This window comes from Maribacter sp. LLG6340-A2, from assembly GCF_045057105.1.
Lineage (GTDB): Bacteria > Bacteroidota > Bacteroidia > Flavobacteriales > Flavobacteriaceae > Maribacter.
Window position 1 is genome coordinate 2324909 of sequence record NZ_CP159332.1, and the last position, 19687, is coordinate 2344595.

Annotated in this window: 12 protein-coding genes; 3 read left to right on the forward strand and 9 right to left on the reverse strand. The window is 39.6% G+C overall.

Annotation, left to right across the window (positions count from 1 at the left end; all coding sequences use genetic code 11):
* Positions 1-5 precede the first annotated feature (5 nt).
* From ABVM52_RS09810 to ABVM52_RS09820, 3 genes are read left to right on the forward strand one after another with little or no spacing between them, the layout of a single operon-like run.
* A complete protein-coding gene (locus tag ABVM52_RS09810) occupies positions 6-1262 on the forward strand; it encodes a rhamnogalacturonan acetylesterase (RefSeq protein ID WP_405380000.1) in 1257 nt (418 codons plus the stop codon).
* Positions 1252-4125 carry a glycoside hydrolase family 2 TIM barrel-domain containing protein gene (locus ABVM52_RS09815; protein WP_405380002.1) on the forward strand — a complete coding sequence of 958 codons (2874 nt, stop codon included), beginning with the start codon at positions 1252-1254 and terminating at the stop codon, positions 4123-4125. The genes ABVM52_RS09810 and ABVM52_RS09815 overlap by 11 nt, the downstream gene beginning before the upstream one ends.
* An 8-nt stretch (positions 4126-4133) precedes the next feature.
* Entirely contained in the window at positions 4134-5618 is a 1485-nt protein-coding gene (locus ABVM52_RS09820; RefSeq protein WP_405380004.1) for a rhamnogalacturonan acetylesterase, read from the forward strand.
* Between the two features lie 26 nt (positions 5619-5644).
* Here the strand turns inward: ABVM52_RS09820 and ABVM52_RS09825 are convergent, their stop codons facing one another.
* From ABVM52_RS09825 to ABVM52_RS09865, 9 genes are all read right to left on the reverse strand, one after another.
* A complete protein-coding gene (locus ABVM52_RS09825) occupies positions 5645-7789 on the reverse strand; it encodes a hypothetical protein (protein ID WP_405380006.1) in 2145 nt (714 codons plus the stop codon).
* A 20-nt stretch (positions 7790-7809) separates the two neighbouring features.
* Entirely contained in the window at positions 7810-9291 is a 1482-nt protein-coding gene (locus ABVM52_RS09830) for a glycoside hydrolase family 28 protein (protein WP_405380008.1), read from the reverse strand.
* Between the two features lie 37 nt (positions 9292-9328).
* Positions 9329-9643, reverse strand: a complete 315-nt coding sequence (rhaM, locus tag ABVM52_RS09835; protein ID WP_405380010.1) for an L-rhamnose mutarotase — start codon at positions 9641-9643, stop codon at positions 9329-9331.
* Between the two features lie 4 nt (positions 9644-9647).
* Entirely contained in the window at positions 9648-11006 is a 1359-nt protein-coding gene (locus tag ABVM52_RS09840) for a sulfatase-like hydrolase/transferase (protein WP_405380012.1), read from the reverse strand.
* Positions 11007-11010: 4 nt separating this feature from the next.
* Positions 11011-12366, reverse strand: a complete 1356-nt coding sequence (locus ABVM52_RS09845; RefSeq protein WP_405380014.1) for a glycoside hydrolase family 105 protein — start codon at positions 12364-12366, stop codon at positions 11011-11013.
* Between the two features lie 23 nt (positions 12367-12389).
* Complete coding sequence (locus ABVM52_RS09850; RefSeq protein WP_405380016.1) at positions 12390-13667, reverse strand: DUF4861 domain-containing protein; 1278 nt, start codon at positions 13665-13667, stop codon at positions 12390-12392.
* A gap of 8 nt (positions 13668-13675) precedes the next feature.
* A complete protein-coding gene (locus ABVM52_RS09855; RefSeq protein ID WP_405380018.1) occupies positions 13676-14935 on the reverse strand; it encodes a biopolymer transporter Tol in 1260 nt (419 codons plus the stop codon).
* A gap of 96 nt (positions 14936-15031) precedes the next feature.
* Entirely contained in the window at positions 15032-16609 is a 1578-nt protein-coding gene (locus ABVM52_RS09860; protein ID WP_405380020.1) for a RagB/SusD family nutrient uptake outer membrane protein, read from the reverse strand.
* Between the two features lie 29 nt (positions 16610-16638).
* Entirely contained in the window at positions 16639-19623 is a 2985-nt protein-coding gene (locus ABVM52_RS09865) for a SusC/RagA family TonB-linked outer membrane protein (RefSeq protein WP_405380022.1), read from the reverse strand.
* Positions 19624-19687 lie beyond the last annotated feature (64 nt).

Below are 19687 nucleotides of genomic sequence, written 5' to 3' on the forward strand. Positions count from 1 at the left end.
CATGGATGGTAAAAGCCCAATCCCTTGATGCCGATTTAAAATTTAGGTTCGGAAAACAAACTCTACAAAGCACGGATTTGCTAGTTGATACAGCCCAGCTTTTTTCAAATGAAAATGGTTATGGGTTCGATTTTGATACTGCAAAAAATGTTCAGATTAATGACATGGGGTTCAATGGCGATAACGCACCTATTTATTTTTCTGTTAGAGTACCTGAAGGCAACTATAAGGTAAAAATTGATTTTCTAGCTTCTAATGTGGAATCTACGATGGTTTTAAAGGCAGAATCACGAAGGCTAATGTTAGATACTTTGGTGCAACCAAATACTACATTTTTCAAATCTATTGTGCTTAATATTCGTACGCCCAAAATTTCAGACGATAAGAAAATCATTTTAAAAGAACGGGAACTCACCTATTTGAACTGGGATAACAAACTTACCTTGGAATTTCTGGGAAATGCTACTGTGAGTGCCATAGAAATTACTCCAATTACAGAGATCACTAATATTTTTTTAGCCGGAGATTCTACCGTGACGGACCAAGACTTGGAACCTTGGGCCTCTTGGGGGCAATTCATTACGCATTATTTCACCAATGAGTCGGTCGTAGCAAATTATGCATACTCAGGGGCTTCTTTAAGTTCTTTTAAAGGGAGCCACCGTTCGGAAAAAATAAAATCCTTGTTACAAAAAGGTGATTATCTTTTAATACAGTTTGGACATAACGACCAAAAACAGAAAGGAGTTAATGATGGTCCGTGGCTCAATTACACACAATTGTTAATGGAATTCATAAAAGCCGCTCGAGAAAAAGAGGCAATCCCTATTTTATTGACCCCAGTACAACGCCGCTTTTTTGGTGAGGACGGAAAGCTAAAACCAACACATGGAGATTATCCTAATGCGGTACGTGCCGTTGCTGAAAAGATGAACGTTCCTTTAATAGATCTTACAAAAATTACAACAACGCTTTATCAAAGTTGGGGTGACAAGGCTTCTAGAAAAGCTTTTGTACAATATCCTGCACATACCTTTCCAGGACAAGATACCGCCTTGGAAGATAATACGCATTTCAACGCTTTTGGAGCCAATGAAATTGCATTGTGCATTATTCAGGACATCAAGAAACAAGGTTTGTCCATGGGATCGTATTTGAAAGAAAACATACCCAAGTACAACCCCGCATTTCCTAACAAGGTTACGTCATGGACCTTGCCTATGAGCAGAAGATTTGAACCAATAAAACCAGATGGCAACTAGATTATCGCTTCTAATGAATAAAACTTTTCTATTTTTTTATGCGTTATTGAACTTGACCGTATTAACGGCTCAAGAAACCGAAAAAATATATCTTTCCGGGGTTGATTTTGAGCACCCGGTTACATGGGAATTTATGGTTAATGGCGGTAGAAACAGTAACCAATGGACTACCATAAATGTGCCATCGCATTGGGAGTTAGAAGGTTTTGGTGAATATACCTATGGTAGATGGTACAAAGAGCTTAATCTAAAAGAACCCAGTAAGGAAGAAGGTTTTTACAAACATACGTTCATGGTGCCAGTTTCCACGGAAGGAAAAAAGGTAACGTTGGTTTTTGGTGGAGCCATGACAGATACTAAAGTAAAAATCAATGGAAAAAGTGCAGGGGAAATACACCAAGGTGGTTTTTATGAGTTTTCGTACGATATTACCACTTTATTGAATTACGGGGAGGATAATCTGTTAGAGGTGCATGTGTCCAAACATTCTGCAAATGCTTCTGTAAATGCCGCCGAGCGAAAAGCGGATTGGTGGTTGTTTGGCGGAATTTACCGTCCGGTGTGGCTAGAGGTAACTCCAAAATCACATATTGCACAGGTAGCCATTGATGCAAAAATGGATGGTACCGTACATTCGGATTTAACGCTTGAAAACGTGGACCAAACAGGCAGTATAGAAATATATTTGACTGAGCTAAATGATACTAAGAAATTAGGGAGCCAAGTGTTTATCCTCAATCCAAAAAAATCATCTTTTAATCTTAAAACCAAATTCAGCAATATTGCCCCATGGTCTCCTGAAACCCCTAATTTATATGACCTTCATTTCAGTTTACAACAAAATGGGGAGACCGTTCATAATGTTACCAAAAGAATTGGATTTAGAACCCTGGAATTCATTAAGAAGGATGGTATCTACGTTAATGGAAAAAAAATTATCATGAAGGGCATCAACAGGCATACCATTTGGCCGGAGTCTGGAAGAAGTACCAGTAAGCGCATTAGTATCATGGATGCCAACTTGTTAAAGGAAATGAATATGAATGCCGTGCGCAACCATTATCCGCCAGACACTCATTTTTTGGAAGCCTGTGATTCTTTAGGACTTTTTGTATTGGATGAATTGGCAGGATGGCAAAATGGTTATGATACGGAAGTAGGTACAAAATTAATTACAGAAATGGTTCGTAGGGATGTCAATCATCCATCAGTGCTAATGTGGGACCATGGTAATGAAGGCGGATGGAATTACGATTTGGATTCCCTATTTTACCAATTGGACCCTCAGAAGCGTATCGTTATTCATCCATGGTCAGATTTTGATGGGTGGGATACGCACCATTATCCAGCGTATCAGACCGGTGTACATCGGTTTGTAAACGGTGAAAATGTATTTTTTCCAACGGAATTTATGCACGGTACTTATGATAATGGACATGGAGCCGGACTAGAGGATTTTTGGAATCATTTTAAGGAAAGTCCACTTTTTGCCGGTGGCTTTATGTGGGCATTTAGTGATGCCGCGGTTCGTAGAAGTGATTGGGAAGGTCCGCAATTATATGATTCTAAAGGCTCTTTGGCACCTGACGGAATTTTAGGTCCGTTTAGAGAGAAAGAGGGTAGCTTTTTTACCGTTAAGGAGGTTTGGGCACCCATTCAATTTGCTCCGATGAAAATTACCCGAAAATTTGATGGTACTTTTTATATTACGAATGATTATATCTATACCAACTTAAATACATGTGCTCTTACATACCGTATTGTTCAAGCGCCTGAAAATGCTTTCTATGCAGATAGCTCCCCTAAAATTCTTGAAGAAGGCACTCTTAAAGCACCTAATTTGGAGCCTAAGGAAACTGGTAAGGTACATCTCCCTGTTACCAATGATTTTTTTAAAGGAGATTGGTTAGAGATAACCGCCTATGACCAATTTAATAAAGAAATTTATACGTGGACATGGCCCATACACAACGCCCCATATTATAGCCATAAATTTATATCTGTTAAAAATGGTAATCCTAAGGCCAAAGTCGTAAAATCTAATGATGAGGTTACTTTGTCAGGTGGTGGAGTAAGCTTGAAATTAGATGCGCTAAGTGGCAAGATTAAAGAGGTATACAATACAAACGGGATCATACCATTTTCTAATGGGCCAGAACCTATTGGTATGAAAGCATTGGTAAAAAATGTTGAGGTAGGTACAGAAGGGCAAAATGCCATTTGTATCATTAATTATACCGGCGGTATCCATTCCATAAAATGGACCATGCACCCAGATGGCCGTTTGCACATGCAAATGATAGCACTTAAAAATGCAGGTAGAAATAGTGGTTTTGATGGCGCTTTTGTGGATGATAATATTACCGCATTTGGTATTTCTTTCCATTACCCTGAGGAAGGTGTTGAGGGCATTAAATGGTTGGGAAGAGGACCTTACCGGGTATGGAAAAACAGAATAAAAGGTACTACCTACGGTCTATGGGAAAAAGAATACAACAACACCATAACAGGAGAGAGCTTTGAAAACCTGGTGTATCCGGAATTTAAAGGCTACCATGCAAACATGTATGCCGCTGCACTTAAAGCTAACGGGACAGGGTTTAAAGTGTTCAGCGAATCTGAAAAAGTGTTTTTAAGGCTATTTACACCGGACGAACCTAAAAATGGCTTTCCCGGTAGTCATGCGCAACCAAAATTTCCGGCTGGGGATATTTCTTTTTTATATGAAATACCGGCCATGCGTTCTTTTAAACCCATTGAACATCACGGCCCCCATAGTCAACCTGCTAGTATCCGTATTAAAAGTGGGGATGAAGGTATACCCATGAATCTTTTGTTCGATTTTAGGGCGCAATCCAAATAGATATCGATATGTATAAAATTAAATTCGTCGTTTTTATTCTTTTTTCTTGCTTGATATTATCTCATTGTACATCAGCAAGAAAAGAAAAACCTACGGTGTATTTGGTAGGTGATTCTACGGTTAAAAATGGTCAAGGAGATGGTGCTGGCGGACTTTGGGGCTGGGGAGATTTTATTGGCCAGTTTTTAGATAGTACAAAGGTGAATGTAGAAAATCATGCCTTGGGCGGTACCAGTAGCAGAACGTTTCAAGATTTGGGACTATGGGATTCCGTAAATGTAAAGCTTCAAAAAGGAGATTATGTCCTTATACAGTTTGGTCATAATGATGACGGACCCATTAATGATAATCATAGGGCACGTGGCACTATTAAAGGTATTGGAGATGAAACCGAGGAAATTGATAATATACTTACCGGTAAACACGAGATTGTTCATTCCTACGGATGGTACATACGAAAAGTGGTAACAGAAGCGAAAGAGAAAGGTGCCATACCTATTGTATTGTCGCCTATTCCAAGAAATAAATGGGTGAATGGTAAAGTGCCCTTGAATAATACTAGTTATGGGCTATGGGCCAAACAGATTGCAGAAGAGGAAGAGGTGACTTTTATTGATTTGAATACAGCCATGGCCATGAGAATGGAAGCTTTGGGTGAATCAAAAATAACAGGTACTTATTTCTATACTCATGATCATACCCATACAAGTGCAAAAGGTGCAGTAATGGCATCGGAAGTTATTATTGATGCCTTAAAAAGATCATCCAATTCCTTAGTTGATTTTGTACTTGAAAAACCTACCATCAATTTACCTAAAAAGAGAAACTTATTTTTGGTCGGCGATTCTACCATGGCAGATAATGGTGATAAAAATGCCGTGGGCTGGGGTGTTCATTTACCCAGTTTTTTAGATACTACTCGTTTGCAGGTCATTAATAAGGCTAGGGGAGGAAGAAGCTCAAGAACATTTACGTATCAGGGTTTGTGGGATAGTGTGTTGCAACAACTACAGCCTAACGATTTTGTACTGCTTCAATTTGGCCATAACGATGCTGGCAATGTTGACAAGGCTAAATTTAGAGGGTCTTTACCTGGTATAGGCAATGAGACACAAGAAGTGGTCAGGCCAGATAGTAGGCGCGAAACGGTACATACGTTTGGCTGGTACATTAAAAAATTTATAAAGGAAACGAAAGCAAAAGGCGCTATACCTATTGTACTTAGTTTAACGGTGCGGAATGAATGGCCTGGCGGTATGGTAGAACAACGTAAGGATTCCTATGTAAAATGGGCACAAGAAGCTGCCAAAGCTGAAAATGCCATTTTCTTGAATATTAGCGATAGTCTCGCGGTAAAATACCAAGCATTAGGTAAAGAAAAGGTGGCCCATTTTTTCCCCAAAGACCATACGCATACAGGAGAAGAGGGTGCCAACTTCAATGCTAAAATTATTGCCAATAGTTTAAAGCAGTGCAGTGAATGTAATCTGTAAGGTCAAATCTTTCTAGCAAATTAGATTCATGGCATTTTATGCAATCCTTCCCATTTTACGTTCCATGTACCATCTTTTGGAAAACCAGGATTTTTAATAGTATTCCCGTCAAAACCGGCACACATCATTGCTACTGCGGCAAGATATCCTCCGTTTCCAGGTAGATATAGGGTTAATCTTGGGGTTTGGTAATTATGGCCGCTAGGTAAGTAGGTGTTGGTCACTTCGTCCCTAAAAAGTGCTTTAATGGCATCTTCTGGCCTGTTCAATCTGGTGGCGGTCATGGCCTCCAAAGGAAAATCCCACCCCCAGGTATGGTCCCAGTTCCAAATCTTATCCACGATATCAAAAGTACGGTTCATTGTGGGGATATCCACATAATCGTTCTGTGGAAGAAAACTCATGGCCCCTAAAACGGCCGGGTGGTCAATGGTATGTTTACTGGTTGGGGAATAGGAATTGGGAACACTTTCCGCTGCTAGATACACACCATTTTGTTCTGCCATTGGCGATATTTTATCGATGACTTTTTGCCATTTTGGATTTGTGTCCATTCCCAATCTTTTTTTCCATTCCTGAGCCCGTTCCAAGGCCCATTTCCAATATGAAAGTTCTAATGGCGGATTGTAAGTTTCAAGCTTGTCAAAACATTCTTGTGCGGGTATGACTCCTTTGCCCAAAATATACCTATCATTTTCAGCATCATAATTGGCATAGGACGCCATAAAATTGGCAGTTTCAAAAATAAGATTTTGATATTTATTTAAATTTTCCTCGGTAGGATTGTCCCTATAGATGAGTTCGGCAAGGTAAATGACATGTGGCTGTTGCCATATAAGGAATGAGCCCACATTTGATGATGTTTCGCCCCCTTCATTATCGGTCATTTTTTGCCATCGTACACCTTCATAACCTTGGCGTTGAGCCAATTTTTTTGCGCCTTCAAAAGCGGTAAAATACCAGCCGATACTTTTTTCCAAATATCCTGTACGCCCCCAAAGCGGATAATGGGCGGTATGCCACCAATACATTTCCATATGAGGTTTTCCAAACCAGCTGTTATACGTGAGTCCGGTTTCCTGAACGGGATAGTTACCGGCACATTGAGAACGTGTTAGGTATTGGGAAAGTACCACTCTGCGCTCTAGTTCAAAGGCTCTTTCATCGGTACAATCCGAAAAATCTACGGCACCACCGGACATCCAAAAATCTTTCCACATTTTATTACTGTTTGCCGTTACCGTTTTAAAATTAGGAATAGGATGTTTTGGTTCATTTTCATTGAATGATACAGTAGCTTCAAAAGATGTTGAGGTTGATGGGGTTATGCGAAAATAATGGTCCGCTACTTTTGTTAGACTGCTTTGGTTAGAAAGTTTTACCAACACATAATACCGGTCATTGTCCAAGGTACGGGTAAATAGCAATTCATTGCCCGGGTTACTGTTCACCGTAGTGCTATGTTTTTCATGAGTTGTGTAATTAGTGCCCTTATCTGAAAATTCACCTGTAGGGTAGGGGAATCTAAATTTTAATTGTATTCTTTTTTCTGCTAAAAGGGGGGACTCAATTTTTACTGAAATAGCATCGGTTTCTGCATTTGCGTACGTTAGTACTTTTATGGGTGAGCCTTCTACTTCAAATTTACTTTCTATTTGGCCAGTCCAAAGATGAAGTGTTTGGTCAATATTTTGTAAATCATGGGGTTGGGCTTCAGACCCATCAGCCTTTAAAATAGTCAAACCTATATTACCTAATTGTAAGCGATGTGGATTGGACCTGAAATAATCCGATGCCGAATTGTTGCGCTCGTTTTCACGATCTTGAATGGCATAGAGGGCATTTGGGTTACCGTTAAAATCATAAGCTTTTAACGCTTCTTCAAATTTGAAATTTTCGATATTGGGAGAAGTATGCCAGCCCCATTCAGATTGGGTTCCCAAGGGTACGCCATTTTGGTAATGTTCCGGAAAACTTTGAAGTCCTGTAGCATCTACCGTAAAAGAAAATTTTCCATTGCCCACATTTAGGGAACCCAAAGTGTCTACGGTCTTGATGTTTACGTTATGTCTATTTACCAATGCATAGCGGTCTATTTTATCTTGACTGTATACTGTTTGACTCCACTGAAAGGCCGATAGCACTATTGCCAGAACGATATTCGTTTTCATACTCTTAAACTTTATTTGTTCTATTTATCCGATACATAGGTAGCTTGTGGGAACTCCACTCCGGGGGAATTTTCAATAGTAACTTGTGACCCATCCACTGTTTTTAATTGCACATTGTTAAGCGACCAGTTTTTACTGAAATTGATATTTCCCGCCGTTTCTGCTTCTATTAGCACATTATCCAAGGTTATATGTTCTACCGTTGAATTTTCTAGCCCCTTTACATTAATAGCTTTCTTTGCTCCCTTAACCTTGATGTTTCTAAGCGTGATATTTTTAAAATGAGGTATGCCCTTTGTTGCTGGTTCTACGGTATTCAACATCTTTTTCCAATGTACGGGAATATTTTCAGGGTCAAATTCTTCCGGTAATTTGGAGTAGCTGTAGGTAGGGTTCCAGTTCATTGAGACTTCCATAAAGGTACGCACACTATCCATTTCTATGTTTTCTAGATAAATATCCTCTACTGTTCCACCACGGGTGGTTGCCGATTTTATATTGAGTCCGTTCTTGGTGCCCAACCCCTTAATGTTAGATGCATATACATGCCTAATACTCCCCGATGTTTCACTGCCCAAGGTTACCAATCCAGAACCTGCCCTAGCTATGCAGTCTCTAATAACCACATATTCGGTTGGTCTGTTTACGCGAAGTCCATCCCAATCACGACCGGCTTTTAAACAAAAATTATCATCATTACAGTCTATGTCGCAATTTTGTACCAATATATATTTTGAGGAATCTATATCAATACCATCCGTACTTGGACCATGACCGCCAATGTTGTTGCGTATGGTTAGGCCATCAACGGTAATATGTTCGGAATATAGTACTTGAACGGTCCAAAAGCCTGCTTTTTGAATGTTGAGGTCTTTTAGAAATACGTTTTTGGCATTGGATATTAAAATAGTCCTGGGCCTTTTGGCATCGTAGTCAACAATCCATCGTAATCCACGTGGTTCATAATCATTTTTACGAAGGTCCCAATAATAGTCCCAAAACACTTTTCCTTGTCCGTTTACCAATCCGTCACCATCTATCTGAACATTATTTGCATTTCGCACATTGATAAGTGCGGCGGGCCATTTCATTTCTACACCGGCAATTCTAGTATCTATTTCTTGATAATCCGCTATATGTTGACTTCCCCTTAGTTCTACACCTTTATCAATACGTAGATGCACCCCTTCCTTTACAAAAATAGACCCGCTTAAATATACCCCAGGTTCAAAAAATACGGTTCCACCTCCTTGCTTAGCGCATTCATCTATTGCTTTCTGGATAGCTTTAGTGGCTAATTCACTACCATCATTAACTGCATCATATGTATTTACAGAGTAGGTCTTTTGCTCAAAATCTATTTCGGCCGCTCCTACTTTAGATACCCATGACGGTACGGAATGATCAGTAATTTCGTCCTTTTGTCCTTGTGCTTCCTTTTCCTTGCATGAAATAATGAGGAAAAAAAGAGTGATGTAAATTAGAATGGATTGTTGTTTCATGGAATTGTTTTGGTGTTCGTTAGTTGGTAGAAAGGTACTAATCCATATAAAAAACTTCGGTTAAATCTTTTGATTTTGGAGAATTGTCATTATTGGTCTCCATAATATCTGCCATATAGGCCCACCATTTTTTTACTATTGGATGATTTGGTAGTAACGCTTCGTCAAACGATTCATTTAGTTTTTGAAAAGCGAAAAGGGTAGAGGATGCTTCATCCAAAAAAATTGAATATTCTGAAATTCCGGTTTCCGATAATAGCGCTGAAAGCTCGGGCCAAATCTCATCATGTCTTTTTTTATATTCTTGCTCATATCCTTTTATGAGTTTCATCGTAAATGCATTTCTTTTCATAGTACTATTTAATAGCTAAGTTGACATTTTGATCATCTAATGTAAACTGGTTTTCTATATACGATATTAACCTGGAAACAACTTCCTCATGTTCTTTCAATATATTCATGGACTCTTCCGGGTCCATTTCAATATTATATAATTCATAATCAGTGGCAGCGTTTAAATGTCTTGTTCTTATGAGTTTCCAAGGTTTTTCAATGATACTTTCCTGCAAATGCCCTCTTACATAGATTATAGAGTTAAGGGTATCCTTTTGTGTAAGTGTGGACCATATATTTTTCCCTTCTATTGTAGAAGGTTTATCCTCTATTTTCGCCAATTTCAGTAGGGTTGGCATTACATCGATGACTGAAATGTAATTGGCAACGGTCCTGGCCTCTAATTTGTCTTTCCAATAGACTAGGGCAGGCACTCTGATGGCTCCTTCATAATTAGAGGTTTTCCAATCTTTTAGCGGACTATTATCACCTAAAACATCATTGGGTCCATGTCTGCCTTCATATTGGTTGGTGGGGTACCAGTTTTGCATAGCACCATTATCGCTCATAAAAATAATCACGGTATTTTCTAATAATTTTTGATTTTTCAGCGTAGCCAATATCTTGCCGATATTATCGTCCATATGTGTCATGGCTGCCGCAAATTTTCTTCTAGAGGTATTGGTAATTTGTTGTGCATACGGCCCTAGCCATTGCTCTTCTTCCTGTAAGGGAAAATGTGGCGCACTATAGGCCAATTGTATATAAAAACTTTTGGTGGTATCCCGGTATTGTTTTAACCAATTAATAGTTTCTTTTCCTATTAAATCTGTTGCATGACCGGTTTCGGTAATGAAAGCTCCGTTTTTATACCAGCTTGGATCTCCGTTTTTGTAATTATGGGTGTATTGATCTATTTGGCCATGTAAAAAGCCATAGGAATAATCAAATCCATACTTTTTAGGACCACTTGCCGGTTGTAAACCTAAATGCCATTTACCAAAAAGAGCGGTTTCATACCCGTGCTGTTGTAATAAACTGGGAAGGGTTAAAATACTATCTGGTAAACTTTTTTCACTTCTACCGCTAATGGGCGCCACTATGCCCATACGGCTGGCCGGTCTTCCGGTCAAAAAACTTGCCCTAGATGGGGAACAGGTAGGGTTAACATAAAAGCGATCTAATTTTACACCGTTTTTTGCCAAGAAATCAATATTGGGAGTCTGTATTTCCGATCCGTTATATCCTACATCGTTCCAACCTGCATCATCTGCAATAATGACCAGAAAATTAGGTGTTGTCACATTTGTGTTAACACTTGTATCACCATCTTTACAGCTCAATAAAGTACATGCCAGTAAAAGGAGTAGTCTGCCTGTCATGTAGTTAGTCTACTTTTAATTGTAAGGAGCTATCGTTGATTTCAAAGGTATTTGCTTTAATGAGTTTGATTACTTCTGAGCCTGCTAGCAATACCGGTCCGTAACCATGTGCGGCAAAAACATTAATAGGTCTGTGATAATAGAAAGCAGGATCAAACCCCATACCGGTACCCACACAAGTACCCTCTACCTGACCTTTTGCATTGACCTTGGTAGCTACGGCATTCCACCCTAGCATAACCACAGGCGAGAATGCCATTTTATCTATATAGCCGTTATTGATGGCCTTGGCAATAGAATATGTGTAAATGGCCGTAGCCGAAGTTTCAAGATAACTATCATTACGATCAATGAGTTGATGCCAGAAACCTGTTCCATCTTGATATTGAGCCAAACCTTTTATATGTGCTTGTAATTGATGTAGAACATCTTGATACCCTTCGTGCTCTTTAGGTAGCACATCTAACAATTCTACTAGGGTCATTACTGCCCACCCATTGGCGCGGGCCCATCTATATTCCGGGTGGTAGTCCATTGCTTGAACCCAACCATGCATGTACAGGCCTTTTTCCTCATTGAACATTCTTTTGGAAAATTGACGTACCTGTTTAACGGCATCATCATAGTATTTGGTTTCTCCCGTTAATTTTCCCATTTGTGCCAGTGCAGGTACACTCATGAACAGATCGTCTAACCACAGCGTATTTGCTTGGGGTCTGTTTCTTGCCAAAGTGCCGTCTGGCAAACGGAATTCTTTAGTACTGATGTAATCTATAAAATTAGTTATCAAGGGTTGTAAATCTGCATCTAAACCAGCCCTTTTTGCCTTTATCATTGCAGCACAAATTGCTCCGGCATCATCTAGGGCGTGGGGTTGCAACGATTGTTTTATGGGGGAAGGGTATGCTTTATCTTTCTTATACTTTTCAAGATAGAAAGGTGCTATATCCGCAATTAATTTTAATCTTTTGTTGGTGTAATCCGCATATTTTGGGTCGCCCGTTGCTTCCGTAATTTGTGTCATACCCGCATAGGTTACGCCCCACTCATAGCTGGTTAGCCTAAATGCACCGGGTTCAAAAATGCTGTTCTCGTTCAGTTTTTTATAATTGGTAATTTCCTTTTTGGTGGTTGCATCTATTAGTTTGGCAGCAGTCTCACTTTCAAGGTAATTATAAACACGATCCAAAGTGACGATAATTTCATCCACGGTTTTGACGCCATACGGTGTTGGATAGTCTGGTTGTAACAGGTGCAACGGTGTTGTTACATCATTGGTGGGTTCTTGCGCTAAAACAACGGTTGAAGTTGCAAGGCAATACGCCAATGCCACGGTAGTTTTTAATATTGTATTTTTCATTAGTAAAAAGTTTGTTACAGTTGTTATTTAATAGTTATCTCAGCAGAAAGTTGATTTGCCAAATTATTTACATAGGCAATAAACTCCGCTCTGTCCGTGAATTTTTCATCACTTAATCCCCACCCGGCTATGGCAAAGTAGCTAACAGGTTCATTGTTGTTTATTTTCAATTTGGCCAAATATGAGTTAGATAAATTTCCGGTTTCCGGAGCTTCTACATATCCCATATAATTTTCTTTAGGAAAAATAAGCGCCATGCCCAGCCACCATTCTTTTTCATATGATTGTTTGTCATGGGTCAAAAGAATTGTATACTTTTTATGCTCCTCAATGACCTCTAAGGGCATATCATTATGAATATTGACCAAACCAACAGCTAAATTTTCATCACTTTGTAGTCCATCTATAGATACCGTATTCTTATATCCATACATGCCGGGCCAAATACTGGTTGTTTCCGTAACATTATAGTTACGGCCGTTAGTTTTCCACCCTTCATACATATAGTGCAAAACGGAATTTACCGGACCTTCATTCTGAATTTTGAAGGTTGTTCTGTCTACATTGTTGACCGTATCATTTACGGTAACGCCCAATCGCATTAATGCATTTTCCGTTGTTAGGGCATAGCCGCCAATACCAACGGAATTGCCTACGGCCAGAATATCCCTGCCCCAGTCTTCCATAACGTGATAATTGTCCTCAACGGCACCGGAAGGGGAAATACCCACATTTTCAGGTGAAATAGCAGCCGTTTTTTTGCCAAAAAGGTCTTTTGCGTTTCTGCCATCCAAGTAATGTCTAAAGCCTACTTTGTCATTTTCCCAAGATGGCCCATCTGTTTGGTATTGTTGGTAACCTAAACTTAGTGGAAGCTCGTTTGCCAGCATTGTTTCTTGGGTTTGTGGCATTACTGGTGCATCTTTAGACGCACGCTTTCCAAAACGTGCACTGGTACGTATAAGGTATTCTGGTTTTTGGTGAGACCAAGTAACGGTAATCGTTTTTGATTCTTCCGGTTTAAAGTCCAGGACAAAAAATAACTCGTCCCATGCTGTATTGTTTTCCGTAACATTAACTTGAGAAGTAATGGTATCCGATCCAAATAAAATAATAGGATGCACTGCTGTACTATCCTTAACCGTTAGTTGTGACCTTTTAATAGTAATTGGTTTATCTGTCAGCTCAAATTTAGAAGTATTGGTTAGTTGTATTGTTTGGCTGGGAATTTCAGTATTTGAACATGAAATAAAAAACAAGACAAGCGTACAGGTGACATAAAGAATTATTTTTTTCATCATCAATGGTTTTATTCTGGTTGAATAGGCACGATCATTATATCGTTTTTGGTGAATAGGCTGGAATTAAAAAGAACCCATTTTCCATCCGGACTTATAGATTGATGCATATGAGCTTCGGAAGAAAACGGGCTTTTACTCAATAAACGATGACCTGTGGTCAATAAGGTCGTATCCTTAGGGTTCGTTGTATTTATTCGATATAATTTTCCATCGAATGTATCACCAGCAATCCATTTACCATCTGGTGTGGCATTACAATGCCAATAGCCCCCATTACCGGTCTGCCCATGAAATTGTAATTCATTGGTACGTAGGTTTATGGAATATATGCCTGTCTGGTTATCTTGTAAACGGTCTAGATGTCCCATTAAATGAAATAGAACTTTGTCCGGTCCCATAAAGACCTCATGGGTTACCCAGTCGTTTTTTCTTTCTTCATATAAGGGTCTATTTTCAACCTTTCCATTTTTATCAATAGAAAGATACCACATACGTTGTGGAGCATCTCCCCTGGTTTCCCAACAGTACATCAATTCTCCGGTAACATAAGGGTTGGCTTGCAAGTGCCCTACCCAAAATGGCACTTCCTTTAGCTTTATGGTTTTACCGGTAGTAAAATCCACTTTATAAATGGCGTAAAGAGAACTGTTTATTTTAGATGAAAAGTACACCGCATCTTCATTTGCATCTAATCCTAAACCAGATGGTTTTATACTATCTGGAACGGTAGCGCGTACTTTTTCATAATATGTGGCGTCCTTTATTTTACTTGCTTGGCTATCTTTTAATATTTGATCAATATTAATCTCCACAAGTTTATTCCCCTTAAATTGATAAGCAACATTTTTATGCCATCCTAAATGAAAATCCCTACCATTTTTACCTGTTGTAATTTGTGTAATGGTAAAATCATCAGTAGAGATTGCATAATACTGGCTATCATAATTATCTTTTTTGCTAGTTCTATTGGAAGTGAAAATGATATACTTGCCATCTGCAGTCCATTGCGGATGCGTCTGGTACATTTTAGAATTACTATGCCTAGAAGTGGTCAGTGCATTTACGGTAACTCCTGTAACCTTATCCTTAAAGGTGAAATTTTCCGAAAGAAACCTTTGCCCAAATATATCTTCACCGGCTATATCAAATGTCTTGTATACATTGGCAAGGTGGCTATAATCTTTTCCTTCAACGATTTGTGCCTGTATATGTTGAAAGAATAAAATGCTAAAGCTTAAGAGTAGAATTTGGTTTTTGGTTTTGCTCATGGTATTCAAGATAAAATTTTAAATTGGAAAAAAAGACCCTGCAACTGTAAAACAGGGCCTTTTAAAACTAACTGCAACAAAGTCATTAGTTGCCCATTAATAACCAGGATTTTGCCCTAGTTTACTATTTGATTCCAATGCAGTTTTTGGAATAGGATATATGGTCCTAAACGGTTCTGATACTTCTTTAAACTCCCAGGCATCACCAAATTTCCCAAATCTGATCAAATCTCTTCTTCTTGACATTTCAAAAGCCAGTTCCCTGCCTCTTTCATCCAATATATCGTCTAGAGTAACCGCGCTTAAGGGTTCTGCATTGCTACGTTCCCTTATTTGGTTTATAAGTGGCAAGGCGGCTGCAAAATCATTGTTCCTGGCTAATGCCTCTGCTTTGATCAGGAGAATATCCGCATATCTTATAAATGCAATATCATTTCCTGCGTTACCGCCATTGGTATTTGGGTCCAAGCCCCACTTTATCCATTTAATACCTGCATTCATAGGCTGTAAACGTATCCCAGTTGCGGGTATGATCGTATAGGGTACTGGACCTTCTGTGGATTTTCCTGGCACATATAAGGTAGAGTTGTTATCTGGTACTACACGTTCTACCATGACGGTTTCACCTGTGGTAGGATCTATTAAATCTCCATATCCTATAAACATATTTCTTCGCACATCATCTTCTTCGTATAGGGCAAGCACAGAGGGTCTTGTCCCAAAACCGTTTTGAGGCGTATAGGGTAAACCAAAAAGTCCGCCTTGAATGCCCGGTAACACTTTTTGCACCAGTGGATGACCTATGCCGCCGGCAATATCCGGGGAATAAACGGCACCGAAAATAAACTCATCATTGTTGCTATTGTCAAAAGAAAAGTTATCAAAATATTCCGGTAATAGTCTATACGAACCGGAGTTGATAACAAGATCTGCATATTCAATGGCTTTGTCATTTTGGGCCGTTCCTGTATAGACTTCCGCATTTAGGTAAATAGTTGCCAACATGGCTTGTGCGGCTTCTTTGGTAAATCTTCCAAAATATGCGTCACCTGCTTCTGCCTTTGTAGGTAAATCGGTTGCGGCGGCAATAAACTCTGAGGTTACAAATTCAAAAACCTCTGATCTGGTATTTTGTTCTGGTAAATTCAAGGCATCTACCTTTGGAAGTGTAAAGATGGGGACATTACCAAAAAGGTCCATAAGGAAAAAATAGGCATATGCTCGTAACGCTCGTAATTCAGCAATTGGTCCGGCAATTTCCTCTGGTGACAATGCGGACCCTTCAAGAGAAGCGATCAGGGCATTGGTTTGTCCTACTGTTCTAAAATAAGAGTCCCAAGTACCAGCTACGTACGCATGATCCTCTTGCCATTTGTGTTCCATGAGTTCGCTAAAATTTGCACCGCCCCACCAGCCTTGTATTTTTTCATGGACGACCACTTGGTCTGCAGGTAGCTCTAAACAACGGTATTCTACTCCCATACCTGTGGTGGCAGCAAAATTTCTATATACCCCAGATAAGGAAGATAGTACTTGGGATTCATTAGAATAGAACGTTTCTGGTGTATAAATGGAATATACATCTTCCTCTAAACTACAACCTGCGGTACCCAAAATCAAGATACCTAAAAGGGAGCGTTGTATAAATCGATAAAAGTTTTTTATTTTTTTCATGATAATAATATTATTGTTTAGACCCTTTTTTAAAAAGTTATACTCGTTCCAATTTGAAATATCCTTGGTCTAGGATAAACCAGGTAATCTATACCAATAGACCGGGTTCTAACTTCCGGATCAAAACCGGTGTATCCTGTTATGACGAATAGATTACGGCCGGATAAGTAGATTTTGGCCTTTTTGATGAATCCTACTTTATCGGTATTGAAATTATACCCTACCGTTAGGTTGTCCAGTCTTAAATAACTGCCATCTTCTATCCATTGCGATGAATATTGGGCGGTTTGTGCCCTGCTGGAACCGGTATCCAAGGCAGAACGCAATACATTAACACCTGGGGTTTGACTCACATAAGAAAATTCTGCGGCTGTATTGTTGTAAATATCGTTACCTACAACACCCCTAAAATTAACGGAAACATCAAAATTTTTGTACTTAAAGGAGTTGTTGAATCCGTAGGTCCAATCAGGGTTTGCATCACCTATAACTACTTCATCCGCACCTTCTTCACCATCTACGTCAAGGTAAGTTTCCAGTCCGTCTGCATCATAGCCCGTAAACTGCCTACCGTAGAAGGTATTCAAGGCAAGACCGGGTTTTATTATTTGTGTCAATGCATTATTTCCTACAACCCCAGAGCCACTGCTGGTTCGTATTTCATCTCGCTGAAAATTTTCATTTGATAAGCTTAACACTTCATTTTTATTTGTAGAAAAGTTGACGTTTGATGTCCAGCTAAAGTTGTCGTTAGAAATAATGTCTCCCGTTACATTAATTTCCAAACCTTTGTTTTCCACTTCGCCAACATTGGCCCATTGTGTATTTACCACAGATGGTGCGGCCGTGGAGAACTGTAAAAGAAGGTCGTTGGTGTTCTTTATGTAATAGTCTAAGGAACCATACAGACGTTGGTCAAAAAAACCATAATCTACACCAAAATTCAATTGGCTGGTTTCTTCCCATTTTAAATTCTGGTTTTGAAAATTAGTGGGCAGTACACTAGGTATTGCCTGACCCCCAAAAACATAAATGGCAGAACCGGCTATGGATAGTTGTTCCCTGTACAGATTATTAGGTATTTCCTGGTTACCGGTAATACCGTAGCCTACACGTAGCTTTAAGTTGCTTATCTTGGAGTTTTGCATGAAGTCCTCATCGGTTACGTTCCATGCCAAAGCCCCTGAAGGAAAGGTACCCCATTTGTTGTTGTCGCCAAATCTGCTTGAACCATCCCTACGAAGGGTAAAGGTCAGGAGATACCTGTCTTTTAGTTTATAATTAAGCCTACCATAATATGAGGATAGACGGTTGGCATCCTTAAACGATGTATTGGATTGGATGGTACCGGATTGGATCAAGTTCCAAGCAGTAGCATCGGAAACAAAATTATTGGCAGAAGTGAAAGTGTTCTGGGTTTCAAACCTTTGAAAGGAATAACCGGCCAATACACTTAAATAACTATCTTTTGATAGTTGTTTGTCATAGGTTAAATTGGTCTCCGCCAAGATGTTTCTATTGGTATATTTACTGATTGATGCCGTACCGCCTTGCCCTTCACCGGCCGGGTGTGTTGAAGGTATATTGGTAAACCTGGCCACATCTTCATTGGAATAGCCCAGGTTGGTAGAGATTTTAAGTCCGTCTAAAATAGTAAAGGCGGCATTCATATTACCCAATAGGAGGGAACTGTCGCTTTCATCGCTAACCTGGGTCCATGAAACCGGATTTATTCGTAAGGCACCAATTTGATAAAAACTGCCATCCTCATTATACACGGGTAGTGTTGGTGCCCAACGTAGGGCATCTTTTAATATGTTACCACCTTCGTCGGCAATATTGGAGTTTACGGCTGCCCTGGTCTCATCTAATTTGGCATAGGTAAGATTGACCCCAATATTTAAACGGTCGTTTAGCGTAATATGGTTACCATTTATACGCGCCGTATACTTTTTAAGTCCGGAGGAAAGCAAGGTTCCTTCTTGATTATTATACCCCAAGGATGCCGTAAAATTGGTAGTCCTTGACCCACCAGCAAAGGATATATTATGGTTTTGCGTAATAGCCGATCGGAACACTTCTTTTTGCCAGTTGGTATTTACCCCTTCATCAGAAAAGGGTAGTTCGTTAGCGTTGGCATAGGACCTATATTCATCTGCACTTAAAAATGGTAGCATTTCAGGTACATAGGCCAAACCGGTATAGGAGTCGTATTGTAGAAACTCGCCATACTGTCCTTTGTTCTTGGTTGTGATTACGATAACACCATTTGCACCACGAGACCCGTAGATAGCTGTTGCAGAAGCATCTTTTAAAACATCTATGCTTGCAATATCTGCAGGGTTTATAAGGCTTAAAGGATTAATAGCTTCCTCGGACAATGGAGAGGAACCTGATGTTACGGTTCTAACACTGTTGTTGGCACTACCAAATTGCAATGGTACGCCATCAATTACATATAAAGGTTCGTTCCCGGCGGATATTGAACTGGTACCACGTATCCTTACCGTAGAGGAAGCACCTGGCTGCCCACTGCTTTGTACAATGTTGACACCGGCAATCTTACCTTGTAGTAATTGCTCAGGTGCAACGGGCAAAGCTTCAACAAAACTTTCTGCCTTGAGCGATGCTACCGCACCTGTTACATCCTTTCTTTTTTGGCTGCCATAGCCAATGACAACAATTTCATCCAATTGTTCGGTGTCCTCACTGATAACGACGTCAATGATCGTTCTTCCGTTCACTTGTTCCTCCAGCGTTTGAAATCCTATATAGGAAAAAAGTAAAACAGCATTTTCGGTAGTTGTGGTAATGGTAAAATTTCCGTCAAAATCTGTGCTTGTACCATTTGAGGTTCCTTTTTCTACCACATTTACACCAGGTACTATTTGTCCATTGGTATCGGTAACCGTACCGCTCAGCGTTTGTTCTTGGGCAGAAACCGTTACCGTAAAAACCGCTAGGGCAAATAGTAATAGCTTTTTTAAAAGTTTGGTGTTCTCTTTTTGTTTCATAATTATAGCTGATTTTGTAATCGATTGCATTAAGTGTCTTCTAAATTATAGAATACAATTAGCT